Consider the following 21,837-nt stretch of genomic DNA (forward strand, 5'->3'; position numbering starts at 1 on the left):
ATTTAGCTTCCAGTATGAGTTAAGAATAAAATCTTATTTTTAACATATGAAACGAGAAAGAAAAATCTATGATCCAGCTTTTAAGACAAAAGCAGTTCAATTAAGTAATGAAAGAGATAATATTTCAGAACTGGCAAGAGAACTAGGAATAAAAGTTAGTTTACTTTATAAATGGCGAAAAGAATACGAAGAATTTGGCGAAGGCAGTTTTCCTGGAAAAGGAAATCTTAAACTAACACCAGAACAAGAAAAGATTGTTGAGCTTGAGAAAAAGCTAAAAGATGCAGAACTAGAACGTGATATATTAAAAAAAGCAATCGGCATTTTTTCCAAGAGCGGTCGATGAAATATAAATTCATTAAACATCATGAATATCTATTTTCGATTGAAAAAATGTGTAAAGTGTTAGAAGTTGGTTCTAGTAGTTATTATAAATGGAAAAGCAAAACGCTTTCTAAAAGAACAATTAGAAAAAACGAAATAAAACAACAAATAACAACCATTTATTTTGCCTCAAAACAACGCTATGGAAGTCCAAGAATCACTATTGAGTTAAATACATTGGGCTACAAAATATCAAGAATAACAGTTGCAAAATATATGAATGAACTTGGTTTAAAAAGTAAATTAAGTAAGAAATTCAAAGTTACCACCGATTCAAAGCATAATTATTTAGTGGTAGAAAATGTGTTGAATAGAAACTTTATGGTTGCTAATCCATCAAAAGTTTGGGTATCAGACATCACTTATATTCAAACCAAAGAAGGATTTTTATATCTAACAACAATCATCGATTTGTACGACCGTAAAATGATTGGTTGGAGTTTAAGCAACACAATGAATACTGAAGATACAACTCTCTCAGCGTGGAAAATGGCTATAAAAAATAGAATCGTTGAGAAAGGATTGATTTTTCATTCTGACAGAGGAGTTCAATATGCAAACAAAAAATTTGCAAATACAATTGAATCTTACGGAGTAATTAGAAGTATGAGTAGAAAAGGAAATTGTTGGGATAATGCAGTAGCAGAAAGCTTTTTTAAATCATTGAAGACCGAATTAATTTATGGCAATAAACTAATAACTAAAAAGCAAATGGAACTGGAAATCTTTGAATACATCGAAATTTGGTATAATAAAAAAAGACGCCACAGTTCATTGAATTATAAAACAATCGAAGAATTTAATAATCAAAAAAACATTTACAAAAATGTAGCTTAACTTAAACTGTAATTTTTATTTGCATATCCAGAGTTGTTTTGTATAGAAGTTTGAATAATTATTTTTTTACCTCAAATACAATTGCTACATCATCTAATATGGTGGGTTTTTCATTAAAAAAACATGAAAAAGATAGTTTTGCTTTACGCCCTTTACTAAGAAACCCATTTACAAATAAAATAGTTGTAATAAATGAAGGAGTCAATAAAAGTAATCGAATAAACAAAGCTTCAAAAAAAGCTACAGTAGTATCACCTGTTACCACATCTTTATTTAAAAAACCTTCTGTTCCCAAAAAATCTGTAACTCAAACCAAAGTTTTCAATTTATTGGTACAATAAAAAATCAAAGTAAAGGTGAAATGGTAATATTAAGGATAAATAATGAAATTAAACATCTTTATCTTGGTGTAAAACAGGAAGATTATTTAATTAAAAAAAATTATAAAGATTCGGTAGTTTTATTTACAAATGGTGAAAAGATTATTGTAAAAAAACGGTATAATTAGAGCATTTATTTAAACTTTTTGATACAGTTTAATCTGTCTCAAAAATGATTTTAGACAAATTAAAATGTAAAAATATAAAACCAACTTTTATACAAGTTGGTTTTTGTGGTTATTTGATACTTACCACGCGAAAGGATTCGCGCGGGAGCTGGGAATTCAAGAACCTAAATGTTATAATTTATATGTTTAATAATATAAAAGAGTATATTTTTAATTAATATTAACAAAATACTCTTCAATAAAAACTAATTGACGTAAGAATTATGTAACAAAAAAATAAAAAATGTTTTTTGAAAATTATTTTTATTTTTATAATATTGCATAATAATAAAACAAGATTAATCTTACTATCATTTTTGTAATTACAATTATAAGATCTAGCTAACCTTAAAAAAGGATTTGATAAATAAAAGATTGGATTTTCAAATACCTCTAGTTACCAATCAATTAGTAAAAGCAGCCTTACTGAAAAAATGTTTGGAGACATAAAGTAAGACTGCAATTAAATTAAAAAACAAATTTATGAAAAAAATCGTATTTGGTATTTTACTTTTAGCACTTATAGCTACAATTTCGTGTAATAGCGATGAAAATTCAGAAAGTAATGATGGAAAAGTAACTCCATTTAATAACAGTATTACACATATTAATAACAATATTACACAAAGAAGCACATCAACTATTTCAGAATTAGCTAATAAAGTTTTTTACGATGATGATTTTACAAATTACACAAATAAATACTTTGAGTTTGAAGAGAAAATAGTAACTAAGGAAAACTATAATGAAATTGTAATATTAAAATCAGATGATGAATTGTTTAATTGGATTGAAAATAACATTGAAAAAACCAGTTTTAGCTCTATATCAGAATTTCAAAATATGAAAGCTGAATGTCTTTATTTAAAATCTATTTTTATCAGTAAATTTGAATCAGATTTTGAATTTAATATTAAATCAGATGTCGATTTACAAATTTTTACTGAGGAGATTCAACATGTTGCTGACGAAGCTAGTAAAGCACAAGGAGGTGGAAGTGGTTGTTATGATTCAAACGTTAGATGCATAAGAAGGGCAAGAAATAATGCGGCTACAGGTTTAGCAGTTTCAGCAGTTTCAGCTTGGTTTAATCCAATCGTTGGTGCAGCAGGTGCTTTAGCAACAAGTATATATTTGTCAAATGCACTTGAAGCTTGTTCGGACGCTTTTGATTCTTGTATGGGCAATTAAATTAATTACTATGAAGAAAAATAATATTACTTTACTGAAACTAATTGAATATTCAGTTTACGCCTTTACTTTTTTTATAATTACTTATGATTTTATTCTTCCAAAGAATATATCAAATTCTATTTATGAATTTGGCACTGCTAAATTATCAATATTGGTTTTATCAGTATTAATAGTTGGTTATATTTTAATAGGTTTAAAAGAGCGAGAATATTTATATCAAAAATTCACTAAAAAGCATATCATATCTGCTTTTTTAGTGAGTATTATATGCTTATTATTATATTTCACTTTTGTAGTATAATTTTTTATCATTCAAAAAGGCTATCTTTATAAGATAGCCTTTTTAATTAAATCAATTTATAAAATACATCCAAACGGAATTAATTATAAAACTAATAAAAAAGAAATATTCTTAAAAATTAAAAATAAACTAGTAATGGTTTATAACATCAATTTTATATAAGTGGGGTTTTAGTGTGTATTTGTAAGAGCTGGTGTTTTTCTTTCTTCTCTGAAGTAAGGTATTTCTTTTTAACTTTACGGTATATTTGTAAACGTCAGTAATAAAAATCCATGACTGACATAAAGACTACGGAACGTTATAATGTATTATAGTTTAATAGCTTTAATTTTTTTATTTGTTGCAAACAATTAGGGCAAGAAATACCACTACTAGCAACGTTTTTTTACTTCATATTCGCAACCACTTTTTACCCTCTCCGAAAAATTCTATTTCGCAAAAAACTTGATTCTCACCTTTGTTAACTACATAATACCAAAACTACAAATCTTTTTCTCTTGGCTCTCAATAAATATTTGTTAATACTTTTACTAAATAATTTATAATTAACTGTTTATAATAATGGTTAGTAGCAAAACTAATGTAGACTATTTTTTAATTTTTTTTTCCATCATTAAGTTCTTTTAGTTTTAATTGCAATTCTTATGAAAGGATATATCTGTTTGGCAATCCATTGAATTTTACAAACAACAAAAAATCTTTGCTTGTTATTTTTTGCATTGAAAAATCATTCCTTTTCGCAAGCCTCTATTTACTTGAATTATTTAATTAATTTCATTAGTAATAAATCTGAATTCCATATGATTACAGTACAAATATTTTAATTATTGGTTGGTTCTATATAAACTTAATTCTTTTAAATTAGAATTTGTAATAACTGTAAATTTATGATTGATGTATCTTCATAAAAAAATAATTATTGCAACCAATATTGAAAAACTAAATCATTCATTACACCCAAAATAAATACAGGTTACTTTTTCTATTGTAATATTGTTAATAGTTATTCAAACATTGAAATTCGTTTTAACTTTGTATTTGATGTAGTAGATACAGAAGCAAATTTCTATAATTTTTAGAAAATAATTTTTTAAAAATATATTTACATTAAGAATCAAAGAGTAAATTAAATTGAAAAAATACAATATTTCTTCATTTGAGAAAAAAATAGATGTTAAGAATAATTATAAAAAAAACTCTAATGTGTCGGGAGAAATATTAAGCAAAATTCTAAATTAATTTTAAATATAAATCATGATTAGTTGATAACTGGAAAAAATATTTTATAAAAACTGTAACATCTAAAGAAAATTAAGTACTTTTTGATAAACTAAACAAAAAAGAAGTAGAAAATTATGAAAATATAAATTTTGCAACAATTGATGTTGAAAATAAAAAAATCAAATTTTTAACAATAAAATTCTGGTATATTTGGATATAAAACTAGATTAAAAACTGACGATAATCATAATTTAAATATTCCTAAAAAAATAAAACATATATAATGAATGTTGAGTGTAGTGCAGATTAGAATACAGAACTAAATTTGAACGTTAATATTAATAATAATATTATTTTTGAAGACGATATTAAGGTGTTTTTATAATTTAAAATCAAAAAATATATCAATTAAATCGCTTTTTAGCGGTTTTTTTATGCCTAAAATTTCCTTTTTTTCTCTTTTTTTCTTTTTAATTTATTATAGTTTCCAAAAATTTAGAAACAAAAAAGAAAATAGAAACAATATAGAAACCAATAAAAACTGCTAAAACCCAATAAAATCAAGTATTTTTCGGTTTGGTTTCCAAGTTTCCAAAAAAATCAAATATAAATATAGTGTTGGGGTTGGGGGAAGAAAACCGAGCTCTAAAAATCGGGTTAATTTATATGGTGTGTAAAACAAGTTTTGCATGTGTGTAGTATTACTTGCGGAATAAGTTATTAGGTAATGAAGCTGTCGCTTCATTGGTTTAATTTATTTGTTGCTAAGGCAACAAATGTAGGGGCAAAAAAAAGAACGGCTTAAAACGCTTTAAAATAGATGGACTTTCATATATTTGTGTGTGCCAAATTTGTGGCAAAATAGTGTGTAATTACGTGTTTTTTTGTTCGGTAAGTATCTGATTTACAATGTCAATAGAAACGGAATGTTTTAAAATAAAATCCCGTCTTCGCTACAAAACACAAACCCTAACTAATCAAACAGTTAGGGTTTTTTAATTCTCCATTTTTAAATATTTCAACTACTTCAATATCTCAATCTTTTTTTGTAAATTTAAAATATCAATTTTAAAAAATCATATTTATGAAAAAAAACATGGGAAATGCAGACAGATTAATTCGAGTAATTATTGCTGCCCTAATTGCTTATTTATATTATAATGGAACGATTTCAGGAACTTTAGGTACAATTTTATTAATTTTTGCAGGTGTGTTTGTCTTAACAAGCTTAATTAAGTTTTGTCCACTATACACACTTTTAGGTATCAACACGTGTTCGATTAAACAAGAATAAAAAAACGCCTAGAAAAATACTAGGCGTTTTTTATACTATTTAATTACGAAAGGATTAACTTAAAACTGCTTTTAAATCTCCATTCATTGCTCTTACAGCATCAGCAGATTTTGCAAATAATGCTTTCTCTGCATCATTTAATTGAATATCTACAATTTCTTCAATTCCATTTTTACCTATGATACAAGGAACACCTAAACAAATATCAGATTGTCCGTACTCCCCTTCTAAAAACACAGAACATGGAATCATTTTCTTTTGATCATTTAAAATAGAATCTACTAAATAAGCAACCGATGCTCCAGGTGCGTACCAAGCAGAAGTTCCTAACAATCCAGTCAATGTAGCGCCACCAACCATTGTATCAGCCGCTACTTTATCTAAAACTTCTTGAGATAAGAAATTAGAAACAGGCGAACCATTGTAAGAAGCTAAACGCGTTAACGGAATCATCGTTGTATCTCCATGTCCACCTATAACCATACCTTGAACATCGTTAGATGGCTTAGCTAAAGCTTGAGATAAATAATATTTAAAACGAGAACTGTCTAAAGCACCTCCCATTCCAATAATTCTGTTTTTTGGTAATCCTGTTGCTTTTAATGTTAAATATGTCATAGTATCCATAGGATTAGAAACTACAACAATAATAGCATCAGGAGAAAATTTTAAAACATTATCTGCAACTGTTTTTACGATACCTGCATTGATACCAATTAATTCTTCACGAGTCATACCTGGTTTTCTTGGAATACCAGATGTAATTACTACTACATCAGAATTAGCAGTTTTAGAATAATCATTTGTACTACCAGAAACTCTTGTATTAAAACCAGTAGTTGTTGCACATTGCATAATGTCCATTGCCTTTCCTTCAGCAAATCCTTCTTTGATGTCTAGTAAAACCACTTCACTAGCAATTCCTCTATACGAAATCACGTCAGCACAAGTTGCACCTACATTACCAGCACCTACTATTGTTACTTTCATTTTATATTAATTAAAAATATTGGTTGTTATTTCTACAAAAATAAAGAATTAATTATTGTTTTATGACAAATGTATATTTATTTCACAATTATTTTTTTTGTAATTGATTTTCCGCTAGTTGTTACATTAACAAAATAAACTCCAGCAGGGAAATTTATTGAAATTTGATCATTGTTTTGAACTAAAGAACCATATACTTTTTGACCTGAAATGGTATATATTGCTACATTTGTATTGTTTTCTATTCCTGAAACATATAAATATTCGGATGCTGGATTGGGAAATACTTTTACTGATTCAAATTCAAATGTTGATGAGGCTAAACTAGAAAACCATGGTTCTCCATATTTTATACCAAAAACGTAGTCTACCAACTGCGGATAATCAATAAACGGATTTCTATTGTTTTGCCAAGTGTAAACATAGTTATTTCTATTCATTTCATAATCATCTCTAGGATCTTGTGTATTCCAAGCTAATAGTGTCGCTAAATCTCCAATATTTCCTGATGGATTAGCACCGTTATATTCACTAGGATCGCCATTAACCACATTTAAACCATTAAAACGTACTGCCATATAAAACAAGGAACGAGCAACATCTCCTTTCCATGAACCAAACGTACCTGTAGGCCCCGCATAAACAGTTGCAGAATTTATATTCCCGTAATTTTTATTATTTCTAGAAGAGTTTTCTTGTCCGTTCTCTACTCGGATGTGATGCGCATCAGAAACTCCATCCACAACGCTAGCCGCACTTGTGGTATTCCAAATTGAAATTCCATCTGCAGTGTCTCCCAACGCTACTTCAAATCCTCCTCTTGATTGACAAAAGATGTGTTCTCTATTCCATTTTCCTATAATACTTGAACCTTGTTGTTGATCAATTTTCGACATGGGTTGTTCGATATACATACACCATACTTTTGAATGATTCGCAGGATTTTGATCGGCAATTCTAATAATATCCCAAATATCAGCATAACTGTGTAAATGAACAACAGAAGGATTAGCAATAATATCTTGAATTGCTTGTTTTAGTGTTGCCCCAGATAAGCCTTCTAAACTAGCATAATACCCTGCAGGTGTTGTCGGTAAAACATTGCCAAACGTTGGCGCTAAAGGTGTACCAAAGTTTGAAATTTGAAAATCGTTATCTTCTACCCTTCTTAAAACTGAATTATTACTTGCAACAACTGTTGTTGGTAATCCTGAAATATAAACAATAAATTCTTCATCACCTTCATCCAATGAATCATCAACTAAATTTAAAGTGGTTGAAGCGGTATTGGTTCCTGCAGGAATTACAATTGATGTTGTCCCTGAATAATCTGCAGTAACAAAACTGCCATTTACTAATGTAATTGAAAAAGCAGTATCAACTGTTACATTTGTTGAAGTTGTAAAAGTTATGTCTACATTTTGACCTTCTGTATAAATTGTATTATTTAAGGTAGTTGTCATGTAATTAAATACAATTCCCGAACCATCATTATTCATACCTGGTGTTGGCGCTTTAACTTCATAAGTTCCGTCAACTTTTCGTTGAATGGAATGATTGGCAGCATTTGAAGTCGCATTTTCATTGACACATACGGTTAAATTCAAAGCAGTCATTAATGCTGTAGGTTGTGTTGTTGCTGCGTTAGAATAGGCAATTGCATCCATTAAATTAGTTGAAGTAGCCGATGTACCAACCGGAAAATCAGATCCATTTCCTGTATAAAGTGCAATAACATCCGGACCATTTTGTAAAGTTGTTTCTGGTAAATTTAAAGCCGGAGTTGGAGAAACTTGTGAATTTCCAATTAAAAAGTTGCCATTTGCATCTGTAGTATATCCATCTAAATCGATTGCATAATAACTCAATACTCCAGTAAAAGGCGTACTCCCCGCGTTATACATAACAAGTACTAAACCGTTTAATGAATAATTAGGCGAAATGGAATGAAGTTCTATAAATTCTTTAACATCAGTCGACGGAGTGTCAGGATCAATTTCATTAATCACCACTTGAGCATTAGAAAAAATACTTACAAAAAACAGAATTAGTAATTTTATTTTCATTTATTTTGGGATTTTATACCAAAAATAGTCTTTTTTCGTATATGATTATAAAATTTATTATTTTTTCACTAATATTGAGCTGCTAGAAAAGAATAAATGAAGAATTTAATTATATACCTGTTTTTACTACTAACAGTACAAGGGTTTTCTCAACAACAGAATCAAATAGAGGCCAAAATTTCAAATCAGGGGAAAACTATTGAAGTTGTTCAACATATACAGTTTTTAAACACTACAACCAACGACTTATTAGAGTTAGATTTTAATGATTGGAATTATGCCCTTTCAACAAAAAAATCTGCTATTGCTAATAAATTTTCTGATGAATACAACAGAAGTTTTCATTTGTCATCTAAAAAAGAGCGTTCTACTACTGAAATTCATCAAATTAGTGATTCTGAAAATTCAGTTTTAGAATATTACAGGAGAGAATCTCAACCTGATATTCTTCATTTAAAATTAAAAAATCCGCTAAAACCAAACCAAATGGGAACCTATACTTTTAGCTATACGGTAACTTTGCCTGATGCTAAATTCACAAAATTTGGATGGTACAATGAAAATAAAATAATTCTAAAAAATTGTTTTTTAAGTGTTTGTTCTTTTGTTGATGGAAAATTCACGAATCAGAGTGAAAATAATTTAGACGATTGTACAACTAATTATGCCGACTACTTTATTAAAATTTCTACCGAAAAGCCTTATTTTATAACAACCGATTTAGATGAATTAACAAAAACTGATAATCAACTCACATTAAAAGGTATAAATAGAAATACTTTCAGTATTGTTCTTGAAACAGAGAATAGCTATGAAAGCTTTAATAATGAACATGTAAAAGCAATTACTAACATAAAAAGTAAAAATTTAAATGAGTATTCTAGAGTAATTTTAATCGATAGAATTACAACTTTTGTTGCTCAAAATTTAGGTCAATCTAAACAAGAAAAAATAGTCGTTTCTAATGAAGATTATGAACGTGAACCATTTTATGGCTTAAACGAATTACCTGCATTTATTTCTCCATTTAATGAAGATTTTATCTTTGAATTAAAGTTTCTAAAAACGTACTTAAATAATTATCTATATTCCCAATTACACATCAATTTCAGAAAGGATCATTGGATTTTAGAAGGAATTCAACACTATTTTATTAAAAAATATATTGATGAATTTTATCCCGACATGAAGGCTTTTGGAAAATTGGCTGACTTTAAAATCCTTAAAGGATATAAAATTATTAACATGCCTTTTTCTGAACAATTTTTATATAACTTTTTATTAATGGCCCGAAAAAATTTAGATCAACCTATTGGCTATGATAAAGATTTACTAATAAAATTCAATGAAAAAATAGCAGGAAAATTCAAAGCTGGCTTACTATTAAATTACACTTCATCCTTACTTAAAGAAGGAGAATTTGATTCAAAATTAAAAGAATTTATTGCATTAAATCAAGTTTCAAAACATGTTACAAGAGAAAATTTTTATCAGCTTTTCAGTTCTGATTCAACAGCTAATTTTTGGCTAAAAAATTTAGTTGAAAAAGACGAAATAACCGATTTAAAATTCAAAAAAAGAAAACGAAAAAATGAAGTAATTGAATTTGAAATAACTAGTTCTCATGATTACAAATTACCTTTTACGTACGCACTCTATAAAGATAAAAAATTAATTGAAAGAGTACAGGATACTATAATTAAAAGTAAAAAATTAAGTTTCAATCAAAAACAATACGATTATATTGAACTAAACGACCAAAATTTATTACCTGAGTGGGATAATAAAAATAATTTTAAAAAATTTAAAACCAATTTAACGGGTAATAAACCCTTAAAATTTACTTTTTTTAAAGATATAGAAAATCCAAAATACAGTCAAATTTTCTTTGTTCCTACAGGCGAATTTAATTTTTATGATGGTATTTTACTAGGTATGAGAATTAATAACCGCTCAGTAATTGACAAACCTTTTACGTTTAGTTTAACTCCTAATTATTCTACAAAAACGAATACTTTAGCGGGTTCTACTGGATTTACCTATACAAAAAACTATAAAAATTCAGGATTTTTTAATACACGATACGGTTTAGGATTAACCAGAATGCATTATTTACCTGATGCTTTTTACACTAAAATAACGCCTTCCATTTCCTTTAATTTTAGAAATAAAGATTTAAGAAAAAACGAAGGTGAAAATATTTTAATCAGACAAGTTTATGTCTATCAAGAGAAATCGGCCTTTGTAAAACAACAAAATGAGAATTATTCCGTATTCAATTTAAGATATAACTATTTTAAAAGTGAATTGGTAAATCAATTTTCATACAATACCGATTTACAAATTGCAAATTCATTTAGTAAACTTTCAGGAAGTATCGGATATCGAAAATTATTTGAAAATAACCGATACATCACATTAAGAGGATTTGGAGGTTTTTTTATGTATAATGACAATAAATCTTCAAATTTTTTCAGTTTTGGTGTAGACAGACCCTCTGATTATTTATTTGATTATCCTCTTTTAGGAAGAAGTGAAAGCACAGGATTATATAGCCAACAATTTGTATATGGAGAAGGCGGATTTAAATCAAAATTGAATCAACGCTTTGCCAATCAATATATATTCACATTAAATGCCAGTTTAAATATTTGGAATTGGATTGAAATTTATGGTGATATTGGAACTTATAAAAGCCGCAACTTAGCACCAAAATACGTATACGATAGCGGAATACACTTAAACCTAGTACAAGATTATTTCGAACTATTTTTTCCTGTATATTCTTCTAATGGATTTGAATTAAATGATAAAAACTACGGTGAAAAAATTCGCTTTGTGGTAACGCTAAGTCCAAAAATACTTACTTCTTTATTTACGAGAAGATGGTTTTAAATTCTCAATTATTTCAAAATATTTTATTAATAATTCAATAAAATTGTTTTTAACTGATATTATTACAATATTTTAAAGTATTTTAATCTGTTTTTTCATAAAAATTAAATTCAAATTAACAACATATAGTCAAAATTTTTAAATTTGTAGCAAAGCATATTCAACATGAACAAAATGGCAAACACAGAAACTTTAACTTTTGAAGATTTTAAAAAAGAAGTTTTAAACGATTTTAAAATCGCAACCATTAGTAGAGAATGTAGTTTATTAGGTAGAAAAGAAGTTCTAACTGGTAAAGCTAAATTCGGTATTTTTGGAGACGGAAAAGAGGTGCCACAACTAGCATTAGCCAAAGCTTTCCAAAATGGAGATTTTCGTTCTGGATATTACCGTGACCAAACTTTTATGATGGCTATTGGAGCATTAAATATCGAACAGTTTTTTGCCGGATTGTATGGTCATGCAGATATAAATTTTGATCCAATGAGTGCAGGTCGTCAAATGGGCGGGCATTTTGCTACACATTCGTTAGACGAAAATGGCAATTGGAAAAATTTAACACAACAAAAAAATTCAAGCTCTGACATCTCTCCTACTGCTGGTCAAATGCCACGTTTGTTAGGATTGGCTCAAGCTTCAAAAATTTATAGAAATGTAAAAGAAATTCCATCTGAAAATAATTTTTCTGTAAATGGAAACGAAATTGCTTGGGGAACTATTGGAAATGCTTCCACTTCTGAAGGCTTATTCTTTGAAACCATCAATGCTGCTGGAGTTCTTCAAGTTCCAATGGTAATGAGTGTGTGGGACGATGAATACGGAATTTCAGTTCATGCCAAATACCAAACAACTAAAGAAAACATTTCTGAAATCTTAAAAGGATTTCAACGTGATGAAGAAAATAATGGATATGAAATTTTCCGCGTAAAAGGGTGGGATTATCCTGCATTAGTGGATACGTACCAAAAAGCGGCTGCAATTGCTAGAAAAGAACATGTACCTGTTCTAATTCACGTACAAGAATTAACACAACCGCAAGGCCACTCAACATCTGGCTCGCATGAACGTTATAAAAATGCTGAACGTTTAGCTTGGGAAACTGAATTTGACTGTTTAGCTCAAATGAAAAAATGGATGTTAGAAAATAATATTTCCACAGCAGAAGAAATTGAAGAAATTGAAAAATCATCTAAAAAAGAGGTTTTAGAGGGTAAAAAAGTAGCCTGGAACAATTTCATAACTGCAATTAAAAATGATGTTGCTGAAGCAGTTGCTGTTTTAAATCAAGTAGCACAAAATTCTGAGAACAAAGTTTTTATTGAAAAATACAGTGCAGATTTAGCTGGAATTAAAGAACCTATTCGAAAAGATATTTTAGTAACAGCACGCAAAGTATTGAGAATGCTTTCTGGAAATGACAGAGCTACTTTAGCCCAATGGATAACGGAATTTACTAAACGGATACAACCAAAATACAGTTCTCATTTATTCTCTGAATCCTCTAAAAATTTAGCTTCAACTACAGAAGTTAAACCGACTTATGACGAAACTGCTGAAGAAGTTGATGCACGTTTAATCATTAGAGATAACTTTGATAAAATATTTGCTAAATATCCTGAAGTTTTAATATTTGGAGAAGATTCTGGTAATATTGGAGATGTTAATCAAGGATTAGAAGGTATGCAAGAGAAATATGGTGATTTACGTGTTTCAGATGCTGGTATTCGTGAAGCTACCATTTTAGGTCAAGGAATTGGAATGGCCATGCGTGGATTACGACCAATTGCAGAAATTCAATATTTAGATTATTTATTGTATGCTATTCAAATCATGAGTGATGATTTAGCAACTTTACAATACAGAACTCAAGGTCGTCAAAAAGCACCATTAATTATCAGAACGCGTGGACACCGTTTAGAAGGAATTTGGCATTCAGGCTCGCCTATGGGAATGATTATTAATGCAATTCGAGGAATTCATGTTTTAGTTCCAAGAAGTATGACTAAAGCAGCCGGATTCTATAACACTTTATTAGAAACTGACGAACCTGCTTTACTTGTTGAATGTTTAAATGGATACCGTTTAAAAGAGAAAATGCCAACCAATTTAGGTGAATTCAAAACACCAATTGGTGTAGTAGAAACGATTAAAGAAGGAAAAGATATAACCTTAGTTTCTTATGGTTCAACATTACGTATCGTAGAACAAGCGGCTAAAGAATTACAAGAAATTGGAATAGATGCTGAAATTATTGATATTCAATCGTTGTTACCATTTGACATCAATAAAGATATTGTTAAATCAGTTGCTAAAACTAATCGTTTATTAGTAATTGACGAAGATGTACCTGGTGGAGCAAGTGCGTATATATTACAAGAAATAGTAGAAAATCAAAATGCTTATAAATATTTAGATAGTGCTCCTCAAACATTAACAGCAAAAGCACACAGACCAGCCTATGGAACGGATGGGGATTATTTCTCAAAACCAAGTGCAGAAGATATTTATGAAAAAGTATATGAAATCATGCACGAAGCATTTCCTGCTAAGTTTCCAAAATTATATTAATTAAAATAGAAATATTAAAATAGGAAGTAGTAATTTTGCTTCCTATTTTTTTATGTTTTAAACCGAAATAACATGTCAAATATTTATATAGGATATCATTTTACCATTGAACCTCTTGAACTTGGTTCAGAAATATTAATTGCTGAATTAGGAGAAACTGCCTTTGAAAGCTTTATTGAAACAGAAACGGGCGTATCTGCTTTTGTTCAAAAAGATTTATGGACTGAAGATATTTTAAATGATATCTATATTCTTGAAAACCCTGAATTTAAAATCAAGTATACGTTTGAAGAAATTGAACAAGTCAATTGGAATGAAGAATGGGAAAAGAACTTCTCTCCTATTGATGTTGATGGAATTTGTCATGTTCGCGCACCATTTCATGAAGCAACAAATGCCACTTATGAAATTGTAATTGAACCAAAAATGAGCTTTGGAACGGGTCATCATGAAACCACACACATGGTTATTCAACATTTACTAGAGTTAGATGTTACCGATAAAAAGACTATGGACATGGGTTGTGGCACTGCTATTTTGGCTATTTTAGCTGAAATGAAAGGAGCAAAACCTATTGATGCCGTTGACATTGACAACTGGTGTTATTTAAACTCAATTGAAAATGCTGAACGTAACAATTGTAAACATATTACTGTATATGAAGGAGATGCTTCTTGGTTGAATCAAGGTCAAAAATACGACTTGTTTATTGCTAATATTAATAGAAACATTTTATTAAATGACATGGCAAGCTATGTAAATTGCATGAATGTTAATGCTACTTTATTACTTAGCGGATTTTATACAGAAGATATTCCTGCAATTCAAGAATGTTGTGAAGCTTTAGGGTTAACATTTGTTTCAAAAAAAGAACGCAACAATTGGGTCGCATTAAAATTTGAAAAAAAATAGTATTTTTGCATTATTAATTTTAATCAATTAATTATGAGTACATTAGAACAAGTTCAAGAAGAAGTATTAGTAGAGGAAGCAGTTGGAATCAACAATGAAATTGTTTTATACAATGATGATGTAAATACATTTGATCATGTAATTGAAACTTTAGTTCGTGTTTGTGATCATACTTGGGAGCAAGCAGAACAATGTGCTATTTTAGTCCACTATAAAGGTAAATGTACCGTTAAAACTGGGGAATTACCTAAACTTAAACCACAGTGTTCGGCATTATTAGAGGCTGGATTGAGTGCTGAAATTATATAAAAAAGTCCCAATATATTTGGGACTTTTTTATTTTGTTATTTTACCTATGGCACAACTGATATAGGATTTAGCTTTATCAGTTAAACTGTTTCTTTCACCATCTTCGGGATAACCTAAATCAGCTAGAGTATCTTTAACAAGATGCAATGTGTTTTCATCACTATAATCAAAAGTTACAGATTCATCTTCAACTTCAACTATAACATCAGAAACATCGTCTAATGCAGTTAAATTTTTGGTAATCGTTGAAGCGCATCCACCGCACTTTAAGTTTTGTATATGAACTGTTGTTTTCATTTTCTATTTATTTTTGTTACCCTAAAGTTACAAAAAATATAAAAAGAAAACTAAATTTTATAAAATTCAATTTTAATGAGGTAATTTATCTTTTATCACTCCATAAACATAAGTCCCCAACAGAGCACCTAACAAAATTAATCCAATAGACTGAATACCTGTACCTAACAATATAAAAATGGGACCAGGACAACAACCAACTAATCCCCAACCTAAACCAAACATAGTTCCGCCAACAATATATCTAAAAAACACACGGTCTTTTTCCATAATTTCAATAGGAGCGCCTTTAATATCCTTTACTTCTTTCTTTTTAATTAAATAGATACCTGTAACTCCAACAAAAATAGCAGTCCCTATAATTCCATACATGTGAAATGATTGGAATTGAAACATTTCATAAATACGATACCAAGAAATGGCTTCGGCTTTAGTCAATACAATACCAAAAATTATTCCTACTATAAAAAACTTAAGTAACTTCATATTATCCAAAAATTAAAGGGATTAAAAAATGTGCAGAAATTAAACCACCAATAAAAAAACCTATTACTGCAATTAATGAAGGTATTTGTAAATTACTTAATCCAGATATAGCATGTCCTGAAGTACATCCTCCAGCATATGGTGTACCAAAACCAATCAAAAAACCTCCTCCTACTAATAACAAGAACCCTTTTAAAGTAAACATAGTATCGAAACTAAAAATCGCATCTGGTCCTAACTTACCATTTGGAGCATCAATAGCTAAATCTTGTAATTGTTGAATCGTTTTTGGATTTAACTGTACAACCTGATTAACGTCCATCATAAAATGATACGCAATAAATCCACCAACTATTGCACCTAAAACAATGGCTAAATTCCAACGTTGTTCTCTCCAATCAAAATTAAAATAAGAACTTTGATTTTTTGCAGGTGTCATACTACATAAAGTTCTTAAATTAGAAGACATTCCGAATGTTTTTCCAAAATAAGTTAACGCTAACATGATTAATCCTATCAATAAACCTGATATTGACCAATGCCAAGTACCAAAAAATACATCCATATTTACTATTTTTGTACAAAAATATAAATTCAAACGGTCAAATGTAACTTTTGTTACAAAAGAATTAACATTAAACTAAAAAATGGGAAAAATTAAATTAGAAATTTATTGGGGCTTTTATCTAGCTTTTACGTTTATTTTATGGATGCAAATTGAAAAATGGTTAGGATTTCACAGCGAAAAACTATTTTTACAACCAATTTTTTCTATTTTAATTTCAATTCCTTTTTCTGTTCTTTATTACTTAGCATTGCACTTAAAAAAAGAAAAAGACTATAAAAAAGTAATTACTTTTCAGCAATCTTTCCTATCAAGTTTATTAATAACTGGGGTATTTGCACTTTTCTTACCTGCAGCTTTATATTTTTCATTAAAATACATATCTCCTGACTTAATAGATAATTTCGTTTCAGCTACAATCAAAACAGGAAAGACTACTTTAGAAGAGGCACAATCGTATTATAGTTTTAAAAGTTTATTATTAATGAATTATTCCTCATTGTTACCAATTGGTATAATTATTGGATATATAGTGTCGAAAAAAAATGCAACCAAAAAAAAGTAAAATGAAAAAGATAATATTACTAGCTTTAGTTTCTTTAGTTACTTCATGTATTAGTACAAAGTCTACTATTCAAAATATTAATGATAAAGCACTAATGCCAAAAGTTGTTGGAGATCATTTTGAAATAAAACAGATGGCAAATGACGGAAAATACGGTTTCCATCAAGATTACCCAATAAATTTAGGATTTTATAAAACAGAAGCGAGCAATTTAAATAATGTAAAGCGATTTTTTAACGGAATCACTGCCGCTAATGGAGAGAAATTATCCTATAAAAAAATAGACACTTGCTGTCCTTATCCTTCAAAAAATAATGCTGTTGGTGTAGGAACATTAGAAATTTATGAAGTTTGGATTGATGGCAAAACCGATAAATGGCTACTTTATATTAATTTAACCGATAAAGGTGATGTCTTATGCCCCAAAGGATTCTTACCTAAAAAATAATCAAATTATGTAACCTTTAGAACATTCGTTTTAAAGGTTTTATTTTATCTTTGCACAACAAAATTTTAAAGCAATGAATTTAAACAACATACCTCAAATTAAACATACTACAAGCGGTAACTTTTTTGTTTTAGCAGGACCTTGTGCTATTGAAGGTGAAGAAATGGCCATGCGTATTGCAGAAAAATTAGTTACTATTACCAATAAATTAGAAATTCCATACGTTTTTAAAGGCTCTTTCAAAAAAGCAAACCGTTCTCGTGTAGATAGTTTTACAGGAATTGGTGATGAAAAAGCTTTGAAAATTCTACAAAAAGTATCGAAAGAATTTGGTGTACCTACTGTAACCGATATTCATACCAATGAAGATGCTGCGTTAGCTGCTGAATATGTAGATGTATTACAAATTCCTGCTTTCTTAGTGCGTCAGACAGACTTAGTAGTAGCGGCGGCTCAAACAGGCAAAACAGTTAACCTTAAAAAAGGTCAATTCATGAGTCCGGAAAGTATGCAACATGCGGCACAAAAAGTAATCGATTCAGGAAATGAAAATTTCATGATTACTGATAGAGGAACTATGTTTGGTTACCAAGATATGATTGTTGATTTTAGAGGTATTCCAACAATGAAACAATTTGGCACAACTGTATTAGACGTTACACATTCTCTACAACAACCCAATCAAACAAGCGGCGTTACTGGAGGTAGACCTGATATGATTGAAACAATTGCTAAAGCAGGTATTGCTGTTGGAGTAGATGGAATTTTTATTGAAACGCATTTTGATCCTGCAAATGCTAAAAGTGACGGTGCTAATATGTTGCACTTAGACTATTTTGAAGGATTAATGACCCGTTTAGTTGCTATACGTAAAACTATAAACCAATTTTAATTATTTTAATTTTCAAATAAATCGCCTGTAAATCACATTGGCAAAAGCAGTACCAATAATTAGGCGAAAATATATATTTGACCACTAACTTTTTTATTTTAATATGAAACAATCATTTTTAATGGTTGTACTATCTTTTTGTGTTTTTTCACAGTACACCTTTTCACAAGAAACAGTTGAAACACCTGAAAAATACACGGCTCACAATAAAGGTAAATTTTATGTTTTTTGGGGAGGAAATCGTGAATCTTATTCAAAATCAGATATTCACTTTAAAGGAGAAAACTATGATTTTACGGTTTATGATGCTCAAGCTCATGACAAACCAAAAGGTTGGCACATGGATTATTTCAATCCTTCAAGAATGACTATACCTCAAACTAATTTACGCTTTGGATATTTCATTACTGATCATTACAATATCTCTATTGGTGTAGACCATATGAAATATGTATTTACTCAAAACCAAACTGCTAATGTTTCTGGATATGTTAATTTACCAGCAACTGAAGAAGGTGCAATGTATAATGGATCTTACAATAATACTCCTGTAGATTTTAGTAATAACTTTAATCCAGATACTGATTCATCACCGCCTCCATTTTTAACTTTTGAACATACCGATGGTTTAAACTATATTAATACCGAATTTTCTCGGGTGGATGATATCTCTTCTAAACTATTTAAAACTTGGAATAGCGATAAAGTTCAAATTAATGTAACAGAAGGTTTAGGGGCCGGACTTTTATTCCCTAAAACCAATACAAGACTTTTAGGAAAAGAACGTTATGATGAATTTCATGTTGCAGGATATGGTCTTTCTGCTAAAGCAGGTTTAAACTTTACTTTTTTCAAACATTACTTTATACAAACCGAATTAAAAGGTGGTTATATTAATATGAATGACATAAGAACGACTAAAAATTCAGCCGATAGTGCACAACAACATTTTTGGTTTTTACAAAGTATTGTAAGCTTTGGAGGAATATTTAGAATTTAATTTTCTTTTAAAATAATATTTAATAGCGTGATTAAAACAATCACGCTATTTTTTTATACAACAATTTAGCTTCTTGGATTAAATCCCTTAACACTGAATCATCAACGGAATCTATGTTAAAATAACGCAAAGATTTTACTGTATTTCGGTTTTCATCAATTAAAATAGATTGATGCAAATGCAACTGAAAACCTCGAGCAAAACCAACATCAACAAACCCTTTCGTTTTATTTGGCGCAATGTAAATAAACGGCTTTTTGTGATAATAAAAATAAGGAATACCCCATTTAAAAAGTAACTCTACTCCTTCTATCTCTTGTTCAATCACGGAGATTACATAAAATATTATCTCTTGAAATGCAGAAGATTGACGTAAAATATAGACTTCAGAAGGCTTCATGAAATTATTTTTTATAAAATTACATTTTTTGTTGCAGAATTGAAATTTATATTTAACTTTGTATTTCAAAGTACTTTACTATGGACACTAAAAACTATTTAGACGATATCAAAGAAATTAAGAACATGATGAGTAAATCATCTACTTTCTTATCATTAAGTGGATTATCTGGAGTATTAGCAGGAATATATGCTCTAGTTGGTGCTATAATTGCACATGTAGTGATTAGAGAAAATGGTTATGTTTATGTGACTCTAGAAAGCAGTACTTTTAAATTTTTAATTATGGATGCACTTTGTATTTTAATAGCATCTATAATTACTGGGATCATATTATCGCATAATAAAGCTAAGAAGAATAATGAAAAACTTTGGAATACTACTTCTATACGTCTACTAATTAATTTTATAATTCCACTCGGGACTGGAGGAATTTTGATACTACTATTATTAAACGAGGAAGTTTATGGCTTAGTGGCTCCTTTGTCACTTATATTTTATGGTTTGGCATGTGTTAACGCAAGTAAATATACTTTTAGAGATGTTCGATTCCTTGGAATAACGCAAATTATTTTAGGTTTAATTGCAGTTAAACTTTCTGGATATGGATTGTATTTTTGGGCTATTGGATTTGGATTTTGTCATATCTTTTATGGAACATTAATGTGGTATAAATACGAAAAAAATTAAATTTGAATAGTACATTTGTTATTTGAACATAAATTCCATTGAAAAACATCATCCAACATATTAATAAAGCTTTTGATCATAGAATAAGACTAGGTATTATGTCTGTTCTAATGGTGAATGAAAGCGTGGATTTTAATTCAATGAAAGAAATTTTAGGAGTAACCGATGGTAATTTAGCTAGTCACATCAAGGCATTAGAAACCGAAACATTTATAACTGTAGAAAAACAATTTATTGGTAAAAAACCAAATACAAAATACAGCATTACTCCTTTTGGTAGAAAAGCTTTTCAAGAGCACATCAATGCTTTAGAAAAATTGATACAAGGAAATTAAATTTTTTTGTTTTTTTACTTTGAAATACAAAGTACTTTAAATATTAAAAAGATGAAAGAACTAATAATAGAAACTTTATACAAATCAATTAAAAAACCTTATCAAATGGCATTTAAAAAAACCGTTGACGCATGGAATGTAAGCATTTCTGAATTTTTGCAATATGATGAAAATTCACTAGGATTTCACCTGGGTTGTTTTTTATTAAAATATAACTTTCAAGTGCAACCTCAATTGGAAGAACATGATGTGTATCATGTATTAACTAATACTGGAATTACAGTGAAAGATGAAATTGATATGCAGTTTTATCTATTTGGAAATGGTAAAAGAAGCCCTTTTGTTTTAATTGTTTTGCTTACGGGTATATTATTCTACCCTTTCGAATATAAAAGTTTTATAAACTCCTATAGAAAAGGAAAAAATGCACATCAATTTTATCATTTAAACTTTTTAAAAATGTTGCATATTCCTTTAAAAGACATACAATTTTCTTTCAATATTAAATAATCCCAACATGGATCAATACATTAAATCTAATTATTATTGGATCGAAACTAGTACCAAATTAATATTCTATACTTCATTTGGAATAGGTACACTTCTATTTAGCTTATTCTTATTAACCCAAAAAGAGGTATT

22 protein-coding genes are annotated in these 21,837 nt (G+C 29.0%); 15 read left to right on the forward strand and 7 right to left on the reverse strand.

What is annotated here, in order from left to right; all coding sequences use genetic code 11:
* Positions 1–46: 46 nt before the first annotated feature.
* A protein-coding gene (locus KQS_RS07745) for an IS3 family transposase (protein ID WP_242400756.1) occupies positions 47–1,221 on the forward strand; the annotation gives its coding sequence in 2 pieces (ribosomal slippage) (positions 47–314 and positions 314–1,221; 1,176 coding nt in all).
* 58 nt (positions 1,222–1,279) lie between these two features.
* Here the strand turns inward: KQS_RS07745 and KQS_RS14400 are convergent.
* Complete coding sequence (locus tag KQS_RS14400) at positions 1,280–1,516, reverse strand: hypothetical protein (protein ID WP_157868410.1); 237 nt, start codon at positions 1,514–1,516, stop codon at positions 1,280–1,282.
* 735 nt (positions 1,517–2,251) lie between these two features.
* On the opposite strand from KQS_RS14400, the gene KQS_RS07755 reads away from it, so the two are divergent.
* The 3 genes from KQS_RS07755 (at position 2,252) to KQS_RS07765 (ending at position 5,778) form a co-directional block, all read left to right on the forward strand.
* A complete protein-coding gene (locus KQS_RS07755) occupies positions 2,252–2,959 on the forward strand; it encodes a hypothetical protein (protein WP_014388632.1) in 708 nt (235 codons plus the stop codon).
* A 10-nt stretch (positions 2,960–2,969) separates the two neighbouring features.
* Complete coding sequence (locus tag KQS_RS07760) at positions 2,970–3,263, forward strand: hypothetical protein (protein ID WP_014388633.1); 294 nt, start codon at positions 2,970–2,972, stop codon at positions 3,261–3,263.
* A 2,305-nt stretch (positions 3,264–5,568) separates the two neighbouring features.
* Positions 5,569–5,778 (forward strand): YgaP family membrane protein, encoded by a 210-nt coding sequence (locus KQS_RS07765; RefSeq protein WP_014388634.1) that lies wholly within the window; start codon positions 5,569–5,571, stop codon positions 5,776–5,778.
* A 54-nt stretch (positions 5,779–5,832) separates the two neighbouring features.
* On the opposite strand, the gene mdh is transcribed toward KQS_RS07765, so the two are convergent.
* Both mdh and KQS_RS07775 read right to left on the reverse strand, forming a co-directional pair.
* Positions 5,833–6,768, reverse strand: a complete 936-nt coding sequence (gene mdh / locus KQS_RS07770; protein ID WP_014388635.1) for a malate dehydrogenase — start codon at positions 6,766–6,768, stop codon at positions 5,833–5,835.
* 77 nt (positions 6,769–6,845) lie between these two features.
* Positions 6,846–8,834, reverse strand: a complete 1,989-nt coding sequence (locus tag KQS_RS07775) for an endonuclease (RefSeq protein WP_014388636.1) — start codon at positions 8,832–8,834, stop codon at positions 6,846–6,848.
* 96 nt (positions 8,835–8,930) lie between these two features.
* Here KQS_RS07775 and KQS_RS07780 point away from each other — a divergent pair, with 96 nt between their 5' ends.
* From KQS_RS07780 to KQS_RS07795, 4 genes are all read left to right on the forward strand, one after another.
* Complete coding sequence (locus tag KQS_RS07780) at positions 8,931–11,729, forward strand: hypothetical protein (RefSeq protein ID WP_014388637.1); 2,799 nt, start codon at positions 8,931–8,933, stop codon at positions 11,727–11,729.
* Positions 11,730–11,903: 174 nt separating this feature from the next.
* Positions 11,904–14,297 (forward strand): alpha-ketoacid dehydrogenase subunit alpha/beta, encoded by a 2,394-nt coding sequence (locus tag KQS_RS07785; protein ID WP_394332333.1) that lies wholly within the window; start codon positions 11,904–11,906, stop codon positions 14,295–14,297.
* 72 nt (positions 14,298–14,369) lie between these two features.
* Complete coding sequence (gene prmA / locus KQS_RS07790) at positions 14,370–15,209, forward strand: 50S ribosomal protein L11 methyltransferase (protein WP_014388639.1); 840 nt, start codon at positions 14,370–14,372, stop codon at positions 15,207–15,209.
* A gap of 33 nt (positions 15,210–15,242) precedes the next feature.
* A complete protein-coding gene (locus KQS_RS07795) occupies positions 15,243–15,518 on the forward strand; it encodes an ATP-dependent Clp protease adaptor ClpS (protein WP_014388640.1) in 276 nt (91 codons plus the stop codon).
* A 27-nt stretch (positions 15,519–15,545) separates the two neighbouring features.
* Here the strand turns inward: KQS_RS07795 and KQS_RS07800 are convergent, their stop codons facing one another.
* The 3 genes from KQS_RS07800 to KQS_RS07810 all read right to left on the reverse strand — a co-directional run bounded on the left by KQS_RS07800 (position 15,546) and on the right by KQS_RS07810 (position 16,866).
* A complete protein-coding gene (locus tag KQS_RS07800) occupies positions 15,546–15,815 on the reverse strand; it encodes a heavy-metal-associated domain-containing protein (protein ID WP_014388641.1) in 270 nt (89 codons plus the stop codon).
* Positions 15,816–15,887: 72 nt separating this feature from the next.
* Positions 15,888–16,301 carry a DUF6691 family protein gene (locus tag KQS_RS07805; RefSeq protein WP_014388642.1) on the reverse strand — a complete coding sequence of 138 codons (414 nt, stop codon included), beginning with the start codon at positions 16,299–16,301 and terminating at the stop codon, positions 15,888–15,890.
* 1 nt (position 16,302) lies between these two features.
* The gene (locus KQS_RS07810) at positions 16,303–16,866 is read right to left on the reverse strand and encodes a YeeE/YedE family protein (RefSeq protein ID WP_014388643.1); all 564 of its coding nucleotides are present in this window, start codon (positions 16,864–16,866) and stop codon (positions 16,303–16,305) included.
* Positions 16,867–16,948: 82 nt separating this feature from the next.
* On the opposite strand from KQS_RS07810, the gene KQS_RS07815 reads away from it, so the two are divergent.
* The 4 genes from KQS_RS07815 (at position 16,949) to KQS_RS07830 (ending at position 19,771) form a co-directional block, all read left to right on the forward strand.
* Positions 16,949–17,431, forward strand: a complete 483-nt coding sequence (locus KQS_RS07815; protein ID WP_014388644.1) for a DUF4199 domain-containing protein — start codon at positions 16,949–16,951, stop codon at positions 17,429–17,431.
* Position 17,432: 1 nt separating this feature from the next.
* A complete protein-coding gene (locus KQS_RS07820) occupies positions 17,433–17,879 on the forward strand; it encodes a hypothetical protein (protein ID WP_014388645.1) in 447 nt (148 codons plus the stop codon).
* Between the two features lie 73 nt (positions 17,880–17,952).
* Positions 17,953–18,771, forward strand: coding sequence for a 3-deoxy-8-phosphooctulonate synthase (kdsA, locus tag KQS_RS07825; RefSeq protein WP_014388646.1), 819 nt, complete (start codon positions 17,953–17,955; stop codon positions 18,769–18,771).
* A 103-nt stretch (positions 18,772–18,874) separates the two neighbouring features.
* Positions 18,875–19,771, forward strand: coding sequence for a hypothetical protein (locus KQS_RS07830; protein ID WP_014388647.1), 897 nt, complete (start codon positions 18,875–18,877; stop codon positions 19,769–19,771).
* Between the two features lie 40 nt (positions 19,772–19,811).
* Here the strand turns inward: KQS_RS07830 and KQS_RS07835 are convergent, their stop codons facing one another.
* The gene (locus tag KQS_RS07835; protein WP_014388648.1) at positions 19,812–20,171 is read right to left on the reverse strand and encodes a DUF1801 domain-containing protein; all 360 of its coding nucleotides are present in this window, start codon (positions 20,169–20,171) and stop codon (positions 19,812–19,814) included.
* A gap of 80 nt (positions 20,172–20,251) precedes the next feature.
* Here KQS_RS07835 and KQS_RS07840 point away from each other — a divergent pair, with 80 nt between their 5' ends.
* From KQS_RS07840 to KQS_RS07850, 3 genes are read left to right on the forward strand one after another with little or no spacing between them, the layout of a single operon-like run.
* Positions 20,252–20,860 carry a hypothetical protein gene (locus tag KQS_RS07840; RefSeq protein WP_014388649.1) on the forward strand — a complete coding sequence of 203 codons (609 nt, stop codon included), beginning with the start codon at positions 20,252–20,254 and terminating at the stop codon, positions 20,858–20,860.
* A gap of 38 nt (positions 20,861–20,898) precedes the next feature.
* A complete protein-coding gene (locus tag KQS_RS07845; protein ID WP_014388650.1) occupies positions 20,899–21,195 on the forward strand; it encodes a winged helix-turn-helix domain-containing protein in 297 nt (98 codons plus the stop codon).
* 51 nt (positions 21,196–21,246) lie between these two features.
* Positions 21,247–21,705 (forward strand): hypothetical protein, encoded by a 459-nt coding sequence (locus KQS_RS07850; protein WP_014388651.1) that lies wholly within the window; start codon positions 21,247–21,249, stop codon positions 21,703–21,705.
* Positions 21,706–21,837 lie beyond the last annotated feature (132 nt).

It is taken from the genome of Flavobacterium indicum GPTSA100-9 = DSM 17447, assembly GCF_000455605.1.
GTDB classification, from domain to species: Bacteria; Bacteroidota; Bacteroidia; order Flavobacteriales; family Flavobacteriaceae; genus Flavobacterium; species Flavobacterium indicum.

Bases quoted from the DNA above. Each gene is read 5' to 3' on its own strand.
- KQS_RS07755 (WP_014388632.1), top strand. From the start codon at position 2,252: ATGAAAAAAATCGTATTTGGTATTTTACTTTTAGCACTTATAGCTACA.
- KQS_RS07760 (WP_014388633.1), top strand. From the start codon at position 2,970: ATGAAGAAAAATAATATTACTTTACTGAAACTAATTGAATATTCAGTT.
- KQS_RS07765 (WP_014388634.1), top strand. From the start codon at position 5,569: ATGAAAAAAAACATGGGAAATGCAGACAGATTAATTCGAGTAATTATT.
- mdh (WP_014388635.1), bottom strand. From the start codon at position 6,768: ATGAAAGTAACAATAGTAGGTGCTGGTAATGTAGGTGCAACTTGTGCT.
- KQS_RS07775 (WP_014388636.1), bottom strand. From the start codon at position 8,834: ATGAAAATAAAATTACTAATTCTGTTTTTTGTAAGTATTTTTTCTAAT.
- KQS_RS07780 (WP_014388637.1), top strand. From the start codon at position 8,931: ATGAAGAATTTAATTATATACCTGTTTTTACTACTAACAGTACAAGGG.
- KQS_RS07785 (WP_394332333.1), top strand. From the start codon at position 11,904: ATGGCAAACACAGAAACTTTAACTTTTGAAGATTTTAAAAAAGAAGTT.
- prmA (WP_014388639.1), top strand. From the start codon at position 14,370: ATGTCAAATATTTATATAGGATATCATTTTACCATTGAACCTCTTGAA.
- KQS_RS07795 (WP_014388640.1), top strand. From the start codon at position 15,243: ATGAGTACATTAGAACAAGTTCAAGAAGAAGTATTAGTAGAGGAAGCA.
- KQS_RS07800 (WP_014388641.1), bottom strand. From the start codon at position 15,815: ATGAAAACAACAGTTCATATACAAAACTTAAAGTGCGGTGGATGCGCT.
- KQS_RS07805 (WP_014388642.1), bottom strand. From the start codon at position 16,301: ATGAAGTTACTTAAGTTTTTTATAGTAGGAATAATTTTTGGTATTGTA.
- KQS_RS07810 (WP_014388643.1), bottom strand. From the start codon at position 16,866: ATGGATGTATTTTTTGGTACTTGGCATTGGTCAATATCAGGTTTATTG.
- KQS_RS07815 (WP_014388644.1), top strand. From the start codon at position 16,949: ATGGGAAAAATTAAATTAGAAATTTATTGGGGCTTTTATCTAGCTTTT.
- KQS_RS07820 (WP_014388645.1), top strand. From the start codon at position 17,433: ATGAAAAAGATAATATTACTAGCTTTAGTTTCTTTAGTTACTTCATGT.
- kdsA (WP_014388646.1), top strand. From the start codon at position 17,953: ATGAATTTAAACAACATACCTCAAATTAAACATACTACAAGCGGTAAC.
- KQS_RS07830 (WP_014388647.1), top strand. From the start codon at position 18,875: ATGAAACAATCATTTTTAATGGTTGTACTATCTTTTTGTGTTTTTTCA.
- KQS_RS07835 (WP_014388648.1), bottom strand. From the start codon at position 20,171: ATGAAGCCTTCTGAAGTCTATATTTTACGTCAATCTTCTGCATTTCAA.
- KQS_RS07840 (WP_014388649.1), top strand. From the start codon at position 20,252: ATGGACACTAAAAACTATTTAGACGATATCAAAGAAATTAAGAACATG.
- KQS_RS07850 (WP_014388651.1), top strand. From the start codon at position 21,247: ATGAAAGAACTAATAATAGAAACTTTATACAAATCAATTAAAAAACCT.